14 protein-coding genes are annotated in these 20690 nt (G+C 65.3%); 5 read left to right on the forward strand and 9 right to left on the reverse strand.

From position 1 onward, the window contains the following. Positions 1 to 39 precede the first annotated feature (39 nt). A complete protein-coding gene (locus tag FHS03_RS03465; protein WP_183439644.1) occupies positions 40 to 2163 on the forward strand; it encodes a TonB-dependent receptor plug domain-containing protein in 2124 nt (707 codons plus the stop codon). Positions 2164 to 2169: 6 nt separating this feature from the next. Here FHS03_RS03465 and coaD read toward each other — a convergent pair whose 3' ends face one another. The 5 genes from coaD to FHS03_RS03490 form a co-directional block, all read right to left on the reverse strand. Then, positions 2170 to 3321, reverse strand: coding sequence for a pantetheine-phosphate adenylyltransferase (coaD, locus tag FHS03_RS03470; RefSeq protein ID WP_183439645.1), 1152 nt, complete (start codon positions 3319 to 3321; stop codon positions 2170 to 2172). Positions 3322 to 3354: 33 nt separating this feature from the next. After that, on the reverse strand, positions 3355 to 4698 hold the full coding sequence (locus FHS03_RS03475; RefSeq protein WP_183439646.1) for an ATP-binding protein: 1344 nt from the start codon (positions 4696 to 4698) through the stop codon (positions 3355 to 3357). Continuing rightward, positions 4695 to 5354 (reverse strand): response regulator, encoded by a 660-nt coding sequence (locus FHS03_RS03480; RefSeq protein ID WP_183439647.1) that lies wholly within the window; start codon positions 5352 to 5354, stop codon positions 4695 to 4697. Before FHS03_RS03480 ends, FHS03_RS03475 begins: the two co-directional genes overlap by 4 nt. Before the next feature lie 45 nt (positions 5355 to 5399). After that, positions 5400 to 6869 carry a DegQ family serine endoprotease gene (locus FHS03_RS03485; RefSeq protein ID WP_229426052.1) on the reverse strand — a complete coding sequence of 490 codons (1470 nt, stop codon included), beginning with the start codon at positions 6867 to 6869 and terminating at the stop codon, positions 5400 to 5402. Between the two features lie 197 nt (positions 6870 to 7066). Continuing rightward, positions 7067 to 7528, reverse strand: a complete 462-nt coding sequence (locus FHS03_RS03490; RefSeq protein ID WP_183439649.1) for an Hsp20 family protein — start codon at positions 7526 to 7528, stop codon at positions 7067 to 7069. A 191-nt stretch (positions 7529 to 7719) separates the two neighbouring features. On the opposite strand from FHS03_RS03490, the gene FHS03_RS03495 reads away from it, so the two are divergent. Beyond that, positions 7720 to 9615 (forward strand): M61 family metallopeptidase, encoded by a 1896-nt coding sequence (locus FHS03_RS03495; RefSeq protein WP_183439650.1) that lies wholly within the window; start codon positions 7720 to 7722, stop codon positions 9613 to 9615. A 165-nt stretch (positions 9616 to 9780) separates the two neighbouring features. On the opposite strand, the gene FHS03_RS03500 is transcribed toward FHS03_RS03495, so the two are convergent. Together FHS03_RS03500 and imuA are read right to left on the reverse strand one after the other, a co-directional pair. After that, the gene (locus FHS03_RS03500; protein ID WP_183439651.1) at positions 9781 to 11247 is read right to left on the reverse strand and encodes a Y-family DNA polymerase; all 1467 of its coding nucleotides are present in this window, start codon (positions 11245 to 11247) and stop codon (positions 9781 to 9783) included. Next, positions 11177 to 11884 (reverse strand): translesion DNA synthesis-associated protein ImuA, encoded by a 708-nt coding sequence (gene imuA, locus FHS03_RS03505; protein WP_183439652.1) that lies wholly within the window; start codon positions 11882 to 11884, stop codon positions 11177 to 11179. Before imuA ends, FHS03_RS03500 begins: the two co-directional genes overlap by 71 nt. Before the next feature lie 138 nt (positions 11885 to 12022). Between imuA and FHS03_RS03510 the strand changes: the two genes are divergently transcribed. Further along, positions 12023 to 13276 carry a putative Na+/H+ antiporter gene (locus FHS03_RS03510; RefSeq protein ID WP_183439653.1) on the forward strand — a complete coding sequence of 418 codons (1254 nt, stop codon included), beginning with the start codon at positions 12023 to 12025 and terminating at the stop codon, positions 13274 to 13276. 17 nt (positions 13277 to 13293) lie between these two features. On the opposite strand, the gene FHS03_RS03515 is transcribed toward FHS03_RS03510, so the two are convergent. After that, complete coding sequence (locus tag FHS03_RS03515; RefSeq protein WP_371871579.1) at positions 13294 to 14469, reverse strand: extracellular catalytic domain type 1 short-chain-length polyhydroxyalkanoate depolymerase; 1176 nt, start codon at positions 14467 to 14469, stop codon at positions 13294 to 13296. A 171-nt stretch (positions 14470 to 14640) separates the two neighbouring features. Here FHS03_RS03515 and FHS03_RS03520 point away from each other — a divergent pair, with 171 nt between their 5' ends. Next, entirely contained in the window at positions 14641 to 15183 is a 543-nt protein-coding gene (locus tag FHS03_RS03520) for a PRC-barrel domain-containing protein (protein ID WP_183439654.1), read from the forward strand. Between the two features lie 86 nt (positions 15184 to 15269). Here the strand turns inward: FHS03_RS03520 and hrpA are convergent, their stop codons facing one another. After that, on the reverse strand, positions 15270 to 19316 hold the full coding sequence (gene hrpA, locus FHS03_RS03525) for an ATP-dependent RNA helicase HrpA (RefSeq protein ID WP_183439655.1): 4047 nt from the start codon (positions 19314 to 19316) through the stop codon (positions 15270 to 15272). A gap of 54 nt (positions 19317 to 19370) precedes the next feature. On the opposite strand from hrpA, the gene argA reads away from it, so the two are divergent. Further along, positions 19371 to 20681, forward strand: coding sequence for an amino-acid N-acetyltransferase (gene argA, locus FHS03_RS03530; RefSeq protein WP_183439656.1), 1311 nt, complete (start codon positions 19371 to 19373; stop codon positions 20679 to 20681). Positions 20682 to 20690 lie beyond the last annotated feature (9 nt).

The following is a 20690-nucleotide window of genomic DNA, read 5'->3' on the forward strand; positions in this document are numbered from 1 at the left end:
TCCGATAATGCGGCCGTCACCACCACTTCCGGTCTACCCATGCGCCCTACCCTGACTCTGCTTTCCACCGCCTTGGCCTGCTGTCTGCCGCCCGCGCGCGCCGCCGATGAACCGCTGCAGCAGGTGCGCATTGCCGCGCCGCTTGAACTGGCGCAGCGCCAGAGCGAAACCCAATCCAAACTGCTGATCGGCCGCAGCGAGCTGCTGCAATTCGGCGACGGCAATCTGAGCGAGGCTCTGAAGCGCCAGCCCGGCATCTCCGTGGTGAATGGTGAAGTGCGGATGCGCGGATTGGGCGCCGGCTATACCCAGGTACTGGTCAACGGCGATCCGATGCCGCAAGGTTTCAGCATCGACTCCATCGCGCCGGAACTGATCGAACGCGTGGAACTGCTGCGCGGCGGTTCGGCAGAATACGGCGCGCAGGGTGTGGCCGGCACGCTGAACGTCATCCTCAAGCGCCGCGTCAGCGAACGCCAGAGCGAGCTGACATCCAGCCTTGAACGCAGCGGCGCTTTCTGGAATCCATCGGTCACCCTGCAAGGCGCCGATCAGATGGGGCGCTTCTCGTATTCGCTGGCAGCCACGGTGTCGCGCAGCGCCGGCCATGAGTACAACGCCAGCGAGCAGCGCATCACGGAGGACGGCGGCATCGGCGCGCACCGGCGGCGGCTGGCCGAGGACCATTTCGATCTCCATCGATTCAGTCTCGCGCCGCGCCTGAACTGGAAGCTTGATAACAGCAGCTTGAGCTGGCAAAGCCTGCTGAATTTTTCGCGGCGGCGCATGGGCGGCGAAGCGCGGACCACGGTGTTCTCCGGTTCCGGCGGCAGCTATCCGGACAGCCGATGGCAAGCTTTCGGCCGCAGCAACAGCCTGAAGTCCGACCTGGCATGGACCTTGAACCTCGGCAGCGATACCAGCCTGCTGCTCAAGTTCGGCCTCGGGCGCGACCACTACAACAGCGACTTCCTGTTCCGCGGCGAAGCCACCGCCGCCGCTCCCGGCCTGCTGCGCGCCGTGCGCGGCTGGGTTTATGAGGACAATGCCAGCAGCGGCGGCAAATTCGCCAGCCGTCTGGCCCGCGACCATAGCCTGGCCATCGGCTGGGACGCCGCGCATACCCGGCGCCAGGACGCGCGCCTGCAAACGGACGGCCCCCTGCAAGGCGCGGCGCAAAGCTGGCTTGACCAGCAATACCAGGCCAGCATACGGCGCATGGCGCTGTACGCGCAGGACGAATGGGAGGTCGCCAGCGGCTGGCAGTTGTATGGCGGCGTGCGCTGGGAAGGATTGCAGACGCGGGTCGATGGCTTTGGCGCGCGCCATCGAACCTCGGTCTGGAGTCCTGTCGCGCAAACGGTCTGGAAGCTGCCAGGCGATGGCAAGGACCAGCTGCGCCTGGGCTTCTCGCGCAGCTACAAGGCGCCGCCCACGCGCGACATCGTGCCGCGCCGCGCCACCGTCAACAGCGGCAACAGCCCCACCACGCCCGATGTGCAGGGCAATCCGCAATTGGCGCCGGAACTGGCGAAAGGCGCTGACATCGCCTACGAAAGCTATTTCGGCGGCGGCAAGGGCGTCTTCAGCCTGTCGGCCTATGCGCGCCGCATCGATGGCGTGACGCTGCGCCGCCTCTATCTGGAAAACGGCAACTGGATTTCGGAACCCTTCAATGGCGGCAAGGCGCGCACGCACGGCATCGAATTCGACACCCGTCTGCCGCTGCGCGAGCTGTTCCCGGCCGCGCCGCCGCTGGATCTGCGCCTGAACGCGGCGCGCAACTGGTCGCGCCTGGATGCGCTGCCCGGCCCGGACAACCATCTGGCCGCGCAAACGCCGCTGACGGCGAACGTGGGCGTGGACTACCGGCCCAGCGCGGCGCTGAGCCTGGGCGCCAGCCTGAATCTGCAAAAGGCCGGCAACTCGCGCCTGAGCGCTGAGCTAAGCCGCAGCGGCGATATCCGGCACACGCTCGATGTCTACATCCTGTGGAAATTGGACGGCAAAACCCAGCTGCGCATCGCGGCGGTCAATCTGCTGCATCCCGACCGGCGCGAAACGGAACGCTACAGCAGCGCGGCACTGAGCGACAGGCGCGACAGCGTTGCCAGCAGCCGCACCACTCTGCGCCTGGAACTCACGTTGCCGCTGGCGCCCTGAATGGCATCAGCCCTGCAGCCAGGCCAGCTCGCCGTTCATATTGGCGATGGCCTGCTCGCTGTACTGCTCGGCGAAATAGGCGTCGCCGAACAGGCTGCCCGTCTCCGCCTTGCCGCGCAGGTAGGCTAGCACTTGTCCGCGCTGGCTGCGGTAATGGTCTTCTTCCACATGGGCGTATTCGGCGCGGATGCCGCGCGCATAGCTGCGGTACACCTCATCGTCCTGGCCCAGGATGGCCAGATCGGCGCTGAGCATGGTGTCCTTCAGCGGATGGCTGATGGACGCGCCCTGGAAATGGTCGGTGGCGCGTATCAGCAGCGCCACCGTATCGGCCATCGCCGCATCGCCGGCCAGGCCGCTGCCCAGCCACAGCTGGGCGCTCGCCTCCTCGTTCGAGACGGTGCTTCCCGCCTCGTGTTCATAGACGGCGTCATGGAACCAGAAGGCCGCGCGCACCGCGTCGGCATCGGCGCGTGCCGGCTGCACATTGGCGTTCCAGGCGCGGATTTCGGCCAGGCCATGCACCAGATGATCGAGGTTGTGGTAGTGGCGATTGGCGCCGCCGTAGGCCGCCACGCCGGTCAGGAGCTCGAACCACTGGTCGATATGCGCCTGGCGCGCCGCATCGGCGGCGCAGCGCTGCCACAGCCCGTCCCACTCCTTGCGCAGCCAGCTCAAAATCCAGGCGCGATAGGCGGGACCGGGAACGAATTTCTTCATGGTCCAATTCCAGCCCACCGGCCCTTCCAGCGCCTTGACGAAGCTGGAGCTGACCGACCCCAGGTCGCGCGGCGGCATCACGAAGATGGTCTTGGCGCCGCCGATCACTTCCACATTGGTTTGCTGGATCAGATTCTCGTAGTCGAAATCGGCGGTGGTGCGGATGCCGCGGATCAGATACTCGGCGCCGTGCTTGCGCGCCACGCGCGCCGTGTAATCGCTTTTCACGATCTGCACCTGCACATCGTCCCAGCCGCGTTCCCGGCAGCTTTCCAGCACGATGGCACGGCGCTCCTCGGCCGAGAACTTGGGCTGCTTGGTCGAGTTCTCGGACAGGAAGACCACCACTTCATCCGCAATGGAACGGGCTTCGCCGATCACCCACATATGGCCGTTGGTGATCGGATCGAGGGTGCCCGAAAAACCGATTTTCTTCATTCGCCGCTCCGACGCGTTGTCAAAAGCGATATTTTAGCTGGCGGCGGCTTTGCGGGCTTCGGGAAAGTCGATTTTCACGCGCAAGCCGCCCAGACGCGGCGACTGCTCCAGCGTCAAGGTGGCGCCATGGCGTTCGGCGATGGCCTTGATGATGGCCAGTCCCAGCCCGCTGCCGCTGGCCGTGCTGCCCGGCACGCGGTAGAAACGGCTGAAGACGCGTTCGCGCTCTTCCGGCGAAATACCGGGACCGCTGTCGTCCACGGCCAGCGTGACGCTCTTCTCATTCTTGCGCACTTCCACGTCCACCGTGCCGCCGGACGGCGTATACTTGATGGCGTTGTCCACCAAGTTGCGCAGCATGATCAGCAGCGCATCGGACTGACCGGCAACGCTGGCCTCATCGGCATGGAACAGGCCCAGGTCGATGTTGCGCTGCGCCGCCGCGCCGGCCATATCGCCCAGGGTGCGTTTTGCCAGCTCACCCAGTTCGACCGGCTGCAACTTCGCTTCGGCCGCCTCCTGGCGCGCCAGGACCAGCAACTGTTCCACCAGTCGAGTGGCGCGTTCGATGCCGGCGCTTAGGCGCGATACCGCCACCTTGCGCGCTGCTTCATCCTCCGCACGCTCCAGGCTCAGCACCTGCAGTTTCAAAGCCGCCAGCGGCGAACGCAGCTCGTGCGCCGCATCGGCCACAAAGTGCTGCTGGGCGTCGAAGGCGGTGCGCACGCGGCTGAACAGCAGGTTCAATTCCTGCACCAGCGGCCGCACCTCGTCCGGTAGATCGGCCTCGGACACGGGTGACAGCTCGTCGGCCTGGCGTGCCGCGACCTGGCGGCGCACGCGCGCCACCGGCGCCAGCGAGCCGCTGACCACCCACCACACAATCAGCATCAGCACCGGCGCCATCAAGGCGATCGGCCCCACGGTGCGCAGGGCCAGGCTGCCCGCCATGCGCTTGCGCACGGCCATATCCTGGGCGATCTGGACCGTCTGATTGCTGGTCTGCACCGAGAACACGCGGTAAGTCGTGCCGTTGGCGCGCACATTCGAGAAACCCAATACGGCGCGCTGCGGCAGCTCGGCGCGCGAGATGGAGCGGAAGACCTGGATGCCGTCCGGCGTCCACACCTGCACCACCATCTCATCGTTGCCTGGATCGGCGCTCGGGGCACCGGCATTCGCCAGCGGCGCGCTGGAACGCAGCGAGAGCGCCATCTGCTGCATGTGATAGTCGAAGATCTGGTCGGCGTCGTTTAGGGCGCTGCGGTAGGCGATCATGGCCTGGGCGATGGCCGCCATGGTGATGGCGGCCAACAGGAACCACAGCAGACGGCCACGCAGCGAGTGCGTCACCGAAACCCGAGGCACACCCTTCATAGCTTGGGCACCATATAGCCGAGGCCGCGCACGTTTTGAATCAGCTCGCTGCCCAGCTTTTTGCGCAGGCCGTGGATATACACTTCCACGGCATTGCTGTTGACCTCATCCTTCCAACTGTACAGCTTTTCCTCCAGCTGGGCACGCGACAGCACGATGCCGGGACGCGCGATCAGCGCCTCCAGCACGGCCCACTCTCGCGCCGACAAGCTGACCGGCTGGCCGTTGGCGATCACTTCCCGCGTCTGCGGATTGATCGACACGCCCTTGTGCTCGAACACCGGCTCGGCGCGGCCAGCGGCGCGGCGCAACAAGGCGCGGATGCGCGCCAACAGTTCGTCCAGATCGTAGGGCTTAAGCACATAATCGTCGGCGCCCGCATCCAGGCCGGCGATGCGCTGGTCGACCGCGTCGCGCGCGGTCGCCACCAGCACCGGGGTCAGCTCCTTGCGCGCGCGCATGGAGCGCAGCACTTCCAGGCCGTCCTTGCGCGGCAGGCCCAGGTCGAGCAGCACCAGATCGTAGGTCTGGGTTTGCAGGGCCGTGTCGGCCATATCGCCATCCTTGACCCAGTCCACAGCGTAGTGCTCGGCGCGCAGCAGGTCGAGCACCACCTCACCGATCATCGTATCGTCTTCAACCAGAAGAAGCCGCATTGTTTTGTCCTTTCTTTTTTATACTGCCTCTTACCGGCATCAATCTTAACCCAGGCGCACCGGGATGAAGATACGGTCGCCGCCGCGCTGAATCAGCAGCGCCACCGACTTGTCCGATTTGGACACCACATCGCGCACCTGTTCGATGCTGTTTACCGCCCGGCCATTCACCGACAGCAGCACATCGCCCGGCTGCACGCCGGCGTTGGCCGCCGCGCCGCCCGCGTCCTCGATCAAGAGACCGGAAGGCAGGCCGGATTGACGGCGCTCCAGCGGATCGAGCTGGCGCAGGGCCAGGCCCAGACGCAGCTTGCCGCTATCGTCGCCATTTTCGCGCGAGGCGACGCTATTGCGCTCGGAAGCGTTGCCCAATGCGCCGTTCAGTTCCACCGCCTTGCCTTGACGCCAGACTTCCAGTTTGATCTTGTCGCCAGGCGCGGCCAGCGACACCATGGCCGGCAGGTCGCCCGAAGAAACGATCTTCTGGCCATTCATCTTGCGGATCACGTCACCGGCTTTCAGGCCGGCTTTCTCGGCTGCGCTGCCCGACTCCACGTTCGACACCAGCGCGCCTTCGGGCGTCGCCAGATTGAAGGAATCGGCAAAGCTCTGGTTCACTTCCTGCACGGTCACGCCCAGTTTGGCGTGCACCACCTTGCCGGTGGCGACAATCTGGTCCTTGATCTTGTTCGCCACGTCGATAGGAATGGCGAAGGACAGACCCTGGTAGCCGCCGCTCTGGCTGTAAATCTGCGAGTTGATGCCGACCACCTCGCCGCGCGTATTGAACAGCGGACCGCCCGAGTTGCCGGGGTTGATCGCCACGTCGGTCTGGATGAAGGGCACATTGCTGTCGTCCGGCAGCGAGCGGCCCTTGGCGCTGACCACGCCGGCGGTCACGGTGCTTTCCAGGCCGAACGGCGAACCGATGGCCAGCACCCACTCGCCCACTTTCAATTCGGTGGAGCGGCCCAGCGGCACCACCGGCAGGTTTTTCGCGTCGATCTTCAGCACGGCCACATCGGTTTTCGGATCGGAGCCAAGCACCTTGGCGCGGAATTCGCGGCGGTCGGTCAGCTTGACCGTCACCTCGCGCGCGTCGCGCACCACGTGGGCATTGGTCAGAATGGTGCCGTCGGCGCTGACGATGAAACCGGAGCCGACGCCATGGCTGGGCACATCGCGCTGGCCGCGCTGCTGCGGACCCTGGAAGCGGCGGAAGAATTCGAAGAACGGGTCGTCGGTGAACGGTTCGCCGCGTCCCTCATACGATGCCTTGGTGCTGCCGGTGACGCTGATGTTCACCACGGCCGGGCCGTTGCGCGAAGCGATCACGCTGAAGTCCGGCAGCGCGATCATGGGCGCAGGCACGGGGGCGGGAGCGCCGGCGGCGGCATTCACGGCGGGCACGGGCGCGGGCGCCTGGTGCGCCGCGTTCTGTTGTACGGCAATGGCGGCGCCCGCGCCGAGGATGCCGGCGGCGGTCAGGGCCAGAATCAGTCGTTTGGTAGTCATCGATCCGAGAAGAGTTTTGCGCATTTCCGCACTCCTTGGTGATTGAAGTTTAGATGTTACCAATATGGGCCATCAGTCTTAGGCGCTGCTTAATAACATCCAGCGCAAGAAACCCCGCAGCTAAAGCCCAAACGGCGGCACGCAACGCAGAAAGGCCGGAAGTCCGGCCTTTGCTTGCTGCTAAGGGCTGTTAAGCCTTACGCTGCCTGGCGTTGCTCCAGGACTTCCACGTTGGCGTTCACGCCGTCGATGGCGATTTTGCGCGGTTTCAGCGCCTCCGGAATTTCGCGCACCAGTTCGATGGTGAGCATGCCGTCCTTGAAGGAGGCGCCGGTGACTTTCACGTGGTTGGCCAGCTGGAAGCGCTGCTCGAAATCGCGGGCGGCGATGCCGCGGTGCAGATAGGTGCGCTCCACGCCGTCGCGCTGTTTGCGGCCGACGATTTGCAGCGATTCGCGCTCGGTGGTGATGTCGATTTCGCTGCGGTCGAAGCCGGCCAGCGCCATCACGATCCGGTACTGGTCTTCCGTCACCAGTTCGATATTGTAGGGCGGGTAGCTGGGCTGCGAGTCGGTGCGCTGGGCGTCGTTCAGCATTTGGGCCAGGCGGTCGAAACCGATAGCGCTGCGATACAGGGGAGTCAGGTCGAAGTTGCGCATGATGTATATCCTTTCAAAGTTAAGCGATATGTCCCGCGGTCCCCATCTGGGCAACCGCTGATTCCGATATACGGATGCGGTCCAGGGTTTTCAAGAGTGCGTCAAATAGAAAAATTCAGCGTTACGTTTTGTAACATTCCGAAGCGGGGTGCATGTTACACTCGGCCGCTTGTATTTCCTTTAGGAATGAAATGATTTCTCCTTCCATCAAGCGCGCCCTGCTCGCCACGCTGCTGGCGACAGCTCTGCAGGCGCAGGCTGATCCCATCCCCACCCCAATCGACCAGGCCTACCCCGGCACCATCGTGATGAAGGTCGATGCTTCCGACACCGCGCAGAATATCTTCCGCGTCCGTCAAAGCATCCCCGTCGCGCCGGGTAAATTGACGCTGCTGTATCCGCAATGGGTGCCGGCCAACCATGGCCCGAGCGGTGCGCTGAACCAGTTCGCCGGCCTGAAGATCACGGCGGGCGGCAAGCACGTGGCATGGCGCCGCGACAACGTCCATGTGCATGCCTTCCACCTGGAAGTGCCGCAGGGCGCGTCGCAGCTGGAAGTCGAGTATCAATACCTGTCGCCGACCGATGCGAGCCAGGGCCGCACCACGATGACCCAGGACATCCTCGGCGTGCAATGGCAATCGATGACGCTCTACCCGGCCGGCTATTTCACGCGCCGCATTCCGATCCAGCCCACGCTGTCCTTGCCGAAGGACTGGCAGTACGGCAGCGCGCTGGAACTGGCCGAGCGCAAAGGCGACGACCTGGTATTCAAGACCACCGACCTGGAAACCTTCATCGACTCGCCGCTGTTCGCGGGCCGCTACTTCAAGCGCTTCGACCTCGATCCGGGCGCCAAGCTGCCGGTGCACCTGAACGTGGTGGCAGACAATGCCGAGGCGCTGGAAACCAAGCCTGAGCAGATCGAGGCGCACCGCAACCTGATCAAGCAGGCCTACAAGCTGTTCAACTCCCAGCACTACCGCCACTACGACTTCCTGCTCGCGCTGAGCGAGGAATTCGGCGGCGTCGGACGCGAGCACCACGAGTCCAGCGAGAACGGCGTCAAGCTCGATTACTTCAGCGACTGGACCAAGAGCGAAGCCGGACGCGCCCTGCTGCCGCATGAATTCACACACTCGTGGAACGGCAAATTCCGCCGTCCCGCCGGCCAGGACGTCCCGAATTTCAACACGCCGCTGCAGAACGACCTGCTGTGGGTGTACGAAGGTCAGACCCAGTACTGGGGCAATGTGCTGGCCTCGCGTTCCGGCCTGGTGAAGCTGGCCCACGTGCGTGACGTGCTGGCTTCGATGGCCGCGCGCTACGACAATATGGCCGGCCGCAGCTGGCGTCCGGTGCAGGACACCACCAACGACCCGATCGTCAACGCACGCCGTCCGCAAGGCTGGAACAGCTGGCAGCGCAGCGAGGACTACTACACCGAGGGTGCGCTGATCTGGCTCGACGTCGACACCAAGATCCGCGAACTGTCGGGTGACAAGCGCTCGCTCGACAACTTCGCGCGCGACTTCTTCGGCATCGCCGACGGCAAGCGCTTCGCCGACTTCTACCAGTTCGACGACGTGGTCAAGACGCTCAACGCCATCCAGCCTTACGACTGGGCGCCCTTCCTGCGCAGCCGCCTCGACGAAAACGGCCCGGCGCCGCTGGACGGCTTCAAGCGCGCCGGCTGGAAGCTCGCCTACAGCGAGAAGCCGACCGACTTCCTGAAGATGGTCGAAGAGCGCAGCCGCAGCGCCGACTTCCAGTACTCGCTGGGCTTCTCGGTGGGCGCCGAAGGCAAGATCGAAGCGATCCAATGGGATGGCGTCGGCTTCAAAGCCGGCTTGGCCGGCGGCACCGTGCTGCTGGCCGTCAATGGCCGCAGCTACAAACCCGACGTGCTGCGCAAAGCCGTCACCGCCGCCAAGACCGACAGCAAGCCGATCGAACTGCTGCTCAAGCGCGGCAGCCACTACCGCACCGTCAGCCTCGACTACCACGGCGGCCTCAAGTACCCGCGTCTCGAACGCATCGAAGGCACGCCCGACCGCCTCGAAGCCATCCTCCAACCCCGCAAATAAGCTCCCTCAGCTTTGCGCCAAATCAAACAATGTCCCACCCTGGTGTCAGGCGGGGCCGCCGAGGCACCAGAGTAGGACATTCTTTGATCTAGATCAGTAAATGTCCGACCTTGGTGCCTGACACCAGGGTGGACATTGTTTGATGCAGATCAAACGTTGGTGGGCTTAGCCGAACATGCCGTGCAGGTACCAGCGCGGGGTGGCGGTGCCGCCCAGGCGTTCGCGGTAGATCCAGTAGTAGGCGTGGTCCTGGCCTTCGGCGACGAAGTAGTCGCGCGCTTCGGTGCCGTTCCACCAGCCGCCTTCGATGCGTTCGGGGGGCGAGACCATGCGCAGCGGGGAGCTGTAATACGGGCGATGTTCGCGCAGGATCAGCTCGATCGGCTTGGCTAACAACCAGGCGGGACGCGGCAGGCGCTGGGGCGGCATCTGCGCCTGCACGTGGCTGGAACGCAGCTTTTCGTGCACCGGCACCCAGGCGTTGGCATGCTCGGGGCGGTAGTCGGCGCGCGGCGAGGGTTGCAGCACATTCTCCGTCCCCAGCCGCGCTACCAGCAGTTCGAACAGGCGTTGACGGTCTTCCTTGCTGCCGCCTGGTTCGGGAAACAAGGTGTCGCTAAGCGGCGCCATCGGTTTGACTTCGGGCGCTTCCAGGGTCAGGCCGATGACGTGGGCGTCGAGCTGGGTTTTGGCCAGCCGCTCTTTCAACAGACGCAGCGGATGCTCGTCGCGCCACACGGGGTCGGCCAGGGCGATTTCAATCACGGTCGGCGGCCGTGCCACTCTTCCCCGTTCATGTTCCAGCGACAGGCGGATGCGTTCGACGGCAAAGTGGCGCGCGCACAGCCAGCCGCACAACTGCTGCAACAGGCGGCAGGCGCCGGACAGCAGCAAGGCCGCGTCGTCGATGCGATCGAACAGTTCGAGGCGGGCGCGGAAGCTGGCCGGGGCTGCAATCCATTCAAACATTTCGGGACGTTCGCCGCGCGCGGCATCCTGCATCTCCAGCACGGCGGCGCCGCAGCGGCGTTGCAGGCCGGGACGCGGCAGCCGTCCCAGCTCGCCCAGGGTCAGGCAACCGATGCCTTCCAGCCAGTTCAGATAGGGCCGCAGCGGCGGCAACAGGCTCACGGGCAGGCCGTCCAACTTACGTTCCAGCGTGGACAGTTTCAGCGCGCGCCCGGCCCCGCTGCGCGCCAGCAGCCAGGCGCCGCGCGCGGTGGGCGCGGTGCTGAGACGGGCGCTGTAGCCGAGCGCGCGCAGGCTGTGGCGCAGCTTGCGGCATAAGCTGCGGATGCCGCCAAACAGTCGCAGGCTGGCGCCCACGTCCAGCAGCAGGGTCGCTTCCTCGCCTTGCGCCACCTGGGGCGTAAATTGCAGCAGGGCCATGGCGACGGCTTGCAGCGCTTCGGCTTCCAGCAGGGGCGCGCGCTCGTAAAGCTGGGCCTCGGGCGCCATCATCAGCGCGCCGGCGCGGCGCATGCCGGGGCGCACGCCGGCCGCGCGCGCCAGCGGCGAGGCGGCCAGCACGGCCTCCTGCTCCAGCACGACGATGCCGGTATCAACCGACCAGCGCGGGCTGAATACTTCGAGCGGGAGCCGGGGTAGATGCAGGCCGATCCAGAGGTGCATGGCGTTGTAGCAGTGACGGTAATAAAGGTAGGAACAAGGGCGCGTCGCGCCGCGGCCCGCGCCGCTTGACAAAGCCGATATCGATGCCGCCGGCCGCCGTGCGCAAGGACAGGCGCAGCGGCGCGGGCGAGGCTTCGCGTTCGGCGGCCAGCGGACGCATCAGGCAAAACAGCGTGTCCCCGCTTTGCGCCGCCAGATGCAGGCGGCGCAGGTTTTCGCCGCGTATCTGCGCTTGCCACAACAGCAAGGCGCCGCAGCAGCCGCTGCGCAGGATCTGCTCGGCGGCCCACAGGCTGTCGGCGCCCTTGCTGCGTATCCAGATCAGTTGCGAAGGCGGCAGCCCCAGCTCCGACAGGCCCAGCGTCTGCGGCACCTGGGGCGGCTGCAGAAATACCACCGGCCGCTGCAGGCTGGCCAGGGCCGGATGCAGCAGGCGGATTTCGCCCATGCCCGTCTGTTGCAGCAGCAGCTCGATCAGTTGCCCGGCCGGCCAGCCGCCGCCCGGCAACTGTGCCGACAGGGCCGCGTAGCCGGTATCCACGCAGCGCGTGGCCGCCTGCGCCAGCTGCGAAGCCAGCCACAACGAGGGATGCAGTTCCTCGGGCGCGGGCACTGAAGATTGGTCGGATCGGGCCATGGTCGATAAAAGCGATAAATACTGTATAAATACACAGTACTAGCTGGCGCTGATTTTAGCAAGGTTTACTTGCGGACGAAGCGTGCGCACCACCTGATAGAATCATCAATATTGCTACCCGCCTAAAGGACCGCCCCCTTGAAAACCATGCAACTGATCGGCGCCATCCTGTTTGCCCTGGCCTTGCTGCACACTTTCAGCGCCAAATCCTTCGAAAAACTCTCGCACCGCTATCCGCGCCACGCGGGCCTGCTGCATCTGCTGGGCGAGGTCGAGGTGGTCTTCGGTTTCTGGGCCTTTATCCTGATCGTGCTGATGGCCTTCGTGGCCGGCGGCGAAAACGCCATCGCCTACGCCGAAACGCGACAGTACACGGAGCCGCTGTTCGTCTTCGTGGTGATGGTGGTGGCGGCCTCGCGCCCGGTGCTGGACATCGTGCAGCGCATGTTGAGCGGCCTGGCCCGTCTGGCCCCGGCGCGCACCGAAGTGGCCTTGGTCTGGCTGGGACTGGCCCTGGTGCCGCTGGCCGGCTCCCTGATCACCGAACCGGCCGCCATGACGCTGGCCGCGCTGATGCTGGCGCCGCAGGTGTTCCGCGCCGGCGTGCCCGAGTGGCTGAAATACGGCGCGCTGGGCGTCCTCTTCGTCAATGTCTCGATCGGCGGCACGCTGACCTCCTATGCCGCGCCGCCGGTCCTGATGGTGGCCGCGACCTGGCAGTGGGACAGCGCCTTCATGGCGTCCCAATTCGGCTGGAAGGCCGCGCTGGCCGTGCTGCTCAACGCCAGCGTCGTCACCTTCATGCTGAGCAAACACCTGCGCGCCGCCGGCGACCAACCGGATGCGCTGAGCAAGCCGGAACCGGTGCCGCTGCCAGTCTGCCTGCTGCATCTGGGCGTGCTCGCCGCCGTGGTGCTGCTGGCCCACCATCCCGTGCTCTTCCTCGGCATCTTCCTGTTCTTCCTCGGCTTCACCCAGGCTTACCAGCGCTACCAAAGCCCGCTGATCCTGAAGGAAGGCTTGCTGGTCGGCTTCTTCCTGGCCGGCCTCGTGGTCCTGGGCGGCATGCAGCAATGGTGGCTGCAACCCATCGTCTCGCAACTGCAGCCGGTGGCGCTGTTCTTCGGCGCGCTCGGCCTGACCGCCATCACCGACAATGCCGCCCTCACCTATCTCGGTTCGCTGATCGAAGGCATGGCGCCGCAGGCGCAATACATGCTGGTGGCGGGCGCGGTGGCGGGCGGCGGTCTGACGGTGATCGCCAACGCGCCCAATCCGGCCGGCGTGGCCCTGCTGCGGCGCGGCTTCCGCGATGAATCGATCAGCGCCATCGGCCTGCTGCTGGGCGCACTGGCGCCGACCGTCGTGGCGGCGGCCGCCTTCTTCCTGTAAGCGCTTTTTGTAGGAGACTAGTCGCGCCGGTGGCGGCCGAAGAAGTCCAGCATCATCTTGCTGGCGTCCGGCCCGGCGGCGGCGTTGAAGGCGAGGCTGGCGTCGCCGCCGCTCCAGGCATGGTCCAGCGCATCAACGCTGGCCACGCGCAGCAGCAGCTTGCGGCCCACGTAGAAATCCTGGATGCGGTGGGCATTGTGGCGATTGCCTCGTCCTGCCTTCAACACCGTTTTGACGGGCGTCTGCAGCGGCAAGCCATTCAGCAGCAGGCTTTGCTGCACCAGCTGCTGCTGGTTCACCGGCCGCACCACATTGTCGCCCTCGCCCTGGATCAGGATGGCGGGCATGCGCGGAAACGCCGGACGGCGCGCCAGAAGCTCGCGGATCGCCAGCTCGCCGCGCGGTCCCGCGCCATGCTGCATCACGCCCAGCGCGCCGATCCGGCTATGGCCGCCGCCAAACACGGGACCGGAATGCAGGCCCACCGCCGCGAACAATTCGGGATGGTTGAGCGCCAGGATATTCGCCATGCCAGCACCAGCCGAGATGCCGCAGACATAAACGCGGCGACGGTCAATGGGATGCTGCGCCACTATCCGCTCCACGATATCGGCCAGCAGCGCGGTATCGCCGCCGCCTTCCTGCGTGGCCTTGTCATACCATTTCCAGCAGCGCTGCGAGTGGGAACTGAGCAACTGCTGCGGATACAGCACCGCGTAGCCCTTCTGCTCTGCCAGCCAATTCATGCGCGTGCCCTGCGCGAACTGCGTTGCGGTCTGGTGGCAGCCATGCAGCATCACCAGCAGCGGCAGGCGCGCATCGGGCGGCGCGCGGTGCGGCAGGTACAGCCAGTAGCTCATGCGCCGCGGCGGCAGCCCGGCCTGGGCGGGAATCGGATGGTAGGCGGTCAGCCACCTGCCCGGTGCGACCGGTTCGGCACGTAGCGGCAAAGGCGCGGCCGCCAGGCCAGGAATGGCATGCACGGCAGCGCCGGGATGGCGCTTCGGCGTTCCCGCTTGCGCGACCGCCTTGCTGCGCTTGGGCGCCGTCTTTGCTGCCGCCTCGGCCGTCTTGACGGCCTTGGCCGATGCTTTCAATACCGACTTCACCATCTTGTCCGCCGCGCGCTGCTGGGCCTTCCCTGCCTTCATCAGACTACGCAACAGACGCGTTCCCGCCGTCAGCTTTGCCACAAAGTCCTCCCGCACGAATCCCTAATGTACGCAGTCTACGCCTGCCGTGCTGACGCATCGGTGCGCTGGCACACCATTGAATCCGGTCAAGTACACGCAAAAATAATTTGGACTATGCTGATTTTCAGCCGTCCACCCGGACGGACTTCCATCCGATTCAAGGAGAAGCAGATGAGCTATCTAGACCGAGATCCATTTGGGATTTACCGCGACCGCGATGAACAAGGCCCAGGCCCGCGCCTGATGGGCGCCGACACGCTGGTCGGCGAAGACGTGTACAACCGCCAGGAAGAAGACCTGGGCGACATCAAGGAAATCATGCTCGACATGCAGACCGGCCAGATCGCCTACGCCGTGCTGTCCTTCGGCGGCTGGCTGGGCATGGGCGACAAGCTGTTCGCCGTGCCGTGGCAAAGCCTGCAGCTCGACACTGTGAACAAACGCTTCCTGCTCGACGTCAGCAAGGAGCAGCTGCGCAACGCGCCGGGCTTCGACAAAGACCGCTGGCCCGATATGGCCAGCTCCGAATTCAGCAGCCAAGTGCATAGCTTCTACGGCACCCAGGAAGCACTGCCCGGGCAGCGCACGTCCAGCGGCAGCGTGATGGGCCAGAGCACGAGCAGCCTGCAAAGCGGCAGCGGCTATAGCCAAGGCAGCAGCGTGGGCAGCGAATCCGGCAATCTGAGCGGCGACAAAACCGGTCGCAACTACTAAACCGTAAGCGCTGCACAGCCGAGCCTGTGTCCGATTGGGGTCTGACGGGGACGCCGAGTTCCCAAGGTGGACACGGGCTCAGCTATTTAGCGCTGCATCGATTCCCACACTTTGGCGAGGCGTTTGACGGAAACGGGCATCGGTGTGCGCAGCTCTTGCGCGAACAGGGAGACGCGCAACTCTTCCAACAGCCAGCGGTATTCGGCCATCTTCGGGTCGGTGTTCTTGCCGGCCGATTTGTCGCGCGCCACGCGCAGATACGGGGCGGCGGCTTGCTGCCACTCGGACATGGCCTTGGCGTCGCGCGCGGGATCGGCGCGCAGCTTTTCGATGCGCACATTCATCGCCTTCAGATAGCGTGGGAAGTGGGCCAGCTGGCTGAAATCGCTGTCCTGCAGGAAGCGCTTGTGCACCAGGCCTTGCAACTGGCCTTGCATATCCTGCGCGGCTTGCGGGTTCAGGCCTTGCAGGCGCTTGGGCAGGCCGTGGAATTCGGTCAACACTTGCGAGACCAGGCGCGCAATCTCGTTCACCAGCAGCACCAGGCGCGATTTGCCTTCGTCCTTGCGCTTGAGGAAGCTCGCTTCATCAGCCGGCAGCGGGTCCTGCAGGCAGGCGATGTCGAGCGCCTTGGCGATGATCTGGTCGCGCAGCTCTTCCTGCGTGCCCATGGCCATGAACTGCATGCCCATCTGCTGCAGATTGGGGATGCTCTTTTCGACGAACTTGATCTGGTCCTTCATCTGCAGGGCGAACAGGCGGCGCAAACCGACGCGGTGGGTACGCGCGGCCACGTTCGGGTCGTCGAACACTTCCAGATCGCAGTGCGTGCCTTTGTCCACCAGCGCCGGGAAGCCGATCAAGCTCAGCTTGCCTTGGGTGATTTCCAGCAGCTCGGGCAGTTCGCCGAAGCTCCAGCCGGTGATGTTGCTGTGGGCCGACGACGCTGCCGGCGAGGACGCGGGAGCGCTCGACGGCGCGGCCTTGTCGCGCTGTCCCGCGGTGATGCCGCCATGCGCCTTGCCTGGCGTCGGCGCGGCGGCCGATGCCGGAGCCGCGCCGCCGGTCAGCTGCGCCAGTTGCGCCGGTGTGGCTTCGGCCATCTTCTGGAAGCTCTGGCGCGCCTGGCTGCCGTATTCGGCTTGCAGGGTAGCCAGGTTGCGGCCCATGTCGAGCTGGCGGCCATGCTCGTCCACCACCTTGAAGTTCATGAAGTGGTGGGCGGGCAGCTGCTCCGGCTTGAAGTCGGTACTCAGCACATTGATCGTGATCTGGGCGCGGATGTCGGCGATGATGGCGTCGACCAGATCGCCGCGGCCGAAGGCGTTGGCGTCCTGCACCCGTTCGCAGAACTTGGCGGCGTAATCGGGCAGCGGCACCATATGGCGGCGCTGCTTCTGCGGCAGGGATTTCAACAGCAGATGGACTTTTTCCTTGAGCATGCCCGGCACCAGCCACTCGCAACGCTCGCGCGGCAACTGGTTCAACGCGTACAGCGGCACGGTCAGGGTCACGCCATCGCGCAGGCTGCCCGGTTCGAAGTGGTAGCTGAGCTGCATTTCCAGGCCCGTCTCCATCATCTTTTTCGGGAACAGTTCCGTGGTCACGCCTGCCGCCTCATGGCGCATCAAGTCGTCGCGGTTCAGGAACAGCAGTTTCGGGTCGCCGGCCGTGGCGTCCTTGTGCCATTTCTCGAAACCGGCGCCATTCACCACATCGGCCGGAATCAGCTTGTCGTAGAAGGCTTCGATCAGCTGGTCGTCCACCAGCACGTCCTGGCGGCGCGACTTGTGTTCGAGGTTCTCGATTTCCTTGACCAGCTTGTGGTTGTGGACGAAGAACGGCGCGCGGGTATCGAAGTCGCCGCCCACCAGGGCGTCGCGGATGAAGATTTCGCGCGCTTCCACCGGATTGCGCAAGCCGTAGTTGATGCGGCGCTGGCTGTACACGGTCAGGCCGTACAGCGTGGCTTTTTCGGCCGCCGTCACCTGGGCCGGACGTTTTTCCCAGCGCGGCTCGCCCCAGGATTTTTTCAGCAAATGGCCGCCGATCTTTTCCACCCACTCGGGCTGGATCTGGGCCACGCAGCGCGCATACAGGCGCGTGGTTTCCACCAGTTCGGCGGCGACGATCCACTTGCCGGGCTTTTTCGACAGCGAGGAGCCGGGCCAGACGTGGAACTTGATGCCACGCGCGCCAAGGTAGCCGGCGCCCGGCTCGTCGTCCTGCTTGAAGCCGAGATTGCCGAGCAGGCCGGTCAACAGGGCCAGGTGCAGTTGTTCGTAGGTCGCGGGCGCCTCGTTCATGCGCCAGCCCTGCTCCTTGACGATGGTGAGCAATTGCGAGTGCACGTCGCGCCATTCGCGCAGGCGCAGCTGGGACAGGAACTGACTGCGGCAATTGTCCTGCAATTGGCGGTTGGTTTTCTTGTGCTCGATGGCTTGCTCGAACCAGCGCCAGATTTTCAGGTAGCTGAGGAATTCGGATTTCTCGTCGGCGAATTTCTTGTGCGCCTCGTCGGCCGCCTGCTGGTGCTCGATGGGGCGGTCGCGCGGGTCTTGCACCGACAGCGCGGCGGCCACGATCAGCACCTCGGTCAGGCAGGCGTTTTCCTGCGCGGCCAGGATCATGCGGCCCACGCGCGGATCGAGCGGCAGCTTGGCCAGCTTGCGGCCCAGCGGCGTCAGGCGGTTGTTCTCGTCCACCGCGCCCAGTTCCTGCAGCAGCTGGTAGCCGTCGGCGATCGCGCGCGCCAGCGGCGGCTCGATGAAGGGGAAGGTCTCGACATCGGTCAGATGCAGGGACTTCATGCGCAGGATGACGGAAGCGAGCGAGGAGCGCAGGATTTCCGGATCGGTGAATTTGGGGCGCTGCAGGTAGTCCTGCTCGTCGTACAGGCGGATGCACACGCCGTCGGCGACACGACCGCAACGGCCGGCGCGCTGGTTGGCGGCCGATTGCGCCACCGGCTCGATCTGCAACTGCTCGACCTTGTTGCGGTAGCTGTAGCGCTTGACGCGCGCCAGGCCGGCATCGACCACGTAGCGGATGCCGGGCACGGTCAGCGAAGTCTCGGCCACGTTGGTGGCCAGCACGATGCGGCGCGCATTGGTGGTGCGGAAGACGCGGTCCTGCTCTTCCACCGAGAGGCGGGCGAACAGGGGCAGGATTTCCACATGCGGCGGATGGTGCTTGCGCAGCGCTTCGGCGGCGTCGCGGATTTCGCGCTCGCCGGGCAGGAAGACCAGCACGTCGCCGGAACCGATGCGGCACACCTCGTCCACGCCATCGACCACGGCGTCCATCAGGTCGCGCTTGTCGCGCGCGGCGGCCGCTTTCGACGGCGGCTTGCCGCTGTCGGCGCCGGGCAGGGCCACGGGGTCGCGTTCCACCGGACGGTAGCGCACTTCCACCGCGTACAGGCGGCCCGACACTTCGATCACCGGCACCGGCGGCTTGCCCTCCATGCCGAAGTGGCGCGCGAAGCGCTCGGCGTCGATGGTGGCCGAGGTGATGATGATCTTCAGGTCCGGACGGCGCGGCAGCAACTGCTTCAGGTAGCCGAGCAGGAAGTCGATGTTCAGGCTGCGTTCGTGCGCCTCGTCGATGATGAGGGTGTCGTAGGCCTTGAGCAGCGGGTCGGTCTGGGTTTCGGCCAGCAGGATGCCGTCGGTCATCAGCTTGACGGACGCGCCCTTGCTCAGGGTGTCGTTGAAGCGCACCTTGTAGCCGACGTTCTCGCCCAGCGGCGTGCCCAGTTCCTGGGCGATGCGCTTGGCGGTGGACGAGGCGGCGATACGGCGCGGCTGGGTGTGGCCGATCAGGCCTTTCTGGCCGCGTCCCAGTTCCAGGCAGATTTTCGGCAGCTGGGTGGTCTTGCCCGAACCCGTTTCGCCGGACACGATCACCACCTGGTACTTGCGCAGCGCCTGCGCGATTTCCTCGCGGCGGCCGGACACCGGCAGCTCTTCGGGGAAGCTAATCGGCGGCATCGGATTGCGGAAAGCGTTTTCCGGCGCGGACGCGCGCTGTGGGCGGGCGCCGGGCTGGCGGGCGGACGGGGTAACGGCCTGCGACGCGCCCTTTTCGGCTGGCGCAGGACGGGATGGGGACTTATTGCTTGCTTCTGACATTGTTTTTTACATGTATTTGCTGCGAAAACCGCGCAGCGAATTATAATGCGGCCAATGGAAAACCCTATCGAATTCGTCCACTGGCTGCGCTCCGTCGCGCCCTATGTCCACGCCTTCCGCGGCAAGACCTTCGTCGTCGCCTTTCCGGGCGAGTTGGTCGCCGCCGGCGCCCTGCCCGTGCTGGCGCACGACCTGTCCCTGCTGCACGCCCTCGGCATCAAGGTCGTGGTGGTGCACGGCTCGCGCCCGCAGGTGGCCGAGCAGCTGGCCCTGCGCAATGTGGAAGGCCGCTTCCACAATGGCGTGCGCGTCACCGACACCGCCGCCATGGAATGCGCCAAGGAGGCGGCCGGCGAGCTGCGCCTGGACATCGAGGCCGCGTTCAGCCAGGGTTTGCCGAATACGCCCATGGCCCACGCGGCCATCCGTATCATTTCCGCCAACTTCGTCACCGCCCGTCCGCTCGGCGTGATCGATGGCGTGGACCTGGAACTGACCGGCGTCACGCGCAAGGTGGACGGCGAAACCATCCACTCCATCCTCGGCGCGGGCGGCCTGGTGCTGCTCTCGCCGCTGGGCTTCTCGCCCACCGGCGAAACCTTCAACCTGACCATGGAGGACGTGGCCGTCACGGCCGCCGTCACCCTGCACGCCGACAAGCTGATCTTCATCACCGAAACGGCGATGATGCAAGATGCCGGCGGCGCCGAGATCCGCGAACTGTCCTCGCACCAGGCCGAAGCCGTGCTGCAGGCCGGTTTCCTGCCGGCCGATAGCGCATTCTATCTGCAACACGCCGTCAAGGCTTGCAATAACGGCGTGCCGCGCGCCCACATCGTGCCGTTCGCGATGGATGGCTCGGCCCTGCTGGAACTGTTCACCCACGATGGCGTGGGCACCATGATCAGCCACGAGAACCTGGAAAGCCTGCGCCAGGCCACCATCGAGGACGTGGGCGGCATCATCAAGCTGATCGAACCGCTGGAGGCCGACGGCACCCTGGTCAAGCGCGGCCGCGAGCTGATCGAGCGCGAGATCGACCTGTTCTCCGTGATCGAGCACGATGGCGTGATCTTCGGCTGCGCCGCGCTGTATCCTTTCCCGGAGCAGAAGATGGCCGAAATGGCATGCCTGACCGTCAACCCCGAAGTCCAGGCCCAGGGCGACGGCGAGCGTATCCTCAAGCATATGGAGAACCGCGCGCGCGCCATCGGCATCAACAAGCTGTTCGTGCTGACCACGCGCACGGCGCACTGGTTCCTCAAGCGCGGCTTCGTCGCCGCCTCGGTCGACGCGCTGCCGCCGGACCGCCAGCGCATGTATAACTGGCAGCGAAAATCCCAGGTTCTGATTAAAACCTTATAATCTGGATTT

The sequence above is a fragment of the Pseudoduganella violacea genome (genome assembly GCF_014191875.1).
Classification (GTDB): Bacteria; Pseudomonadota; Gammaproteobacteria; order Burkholderiales; family Burkholderiaceae_D; genus Rugamonas; species Rugamonas violacea_A.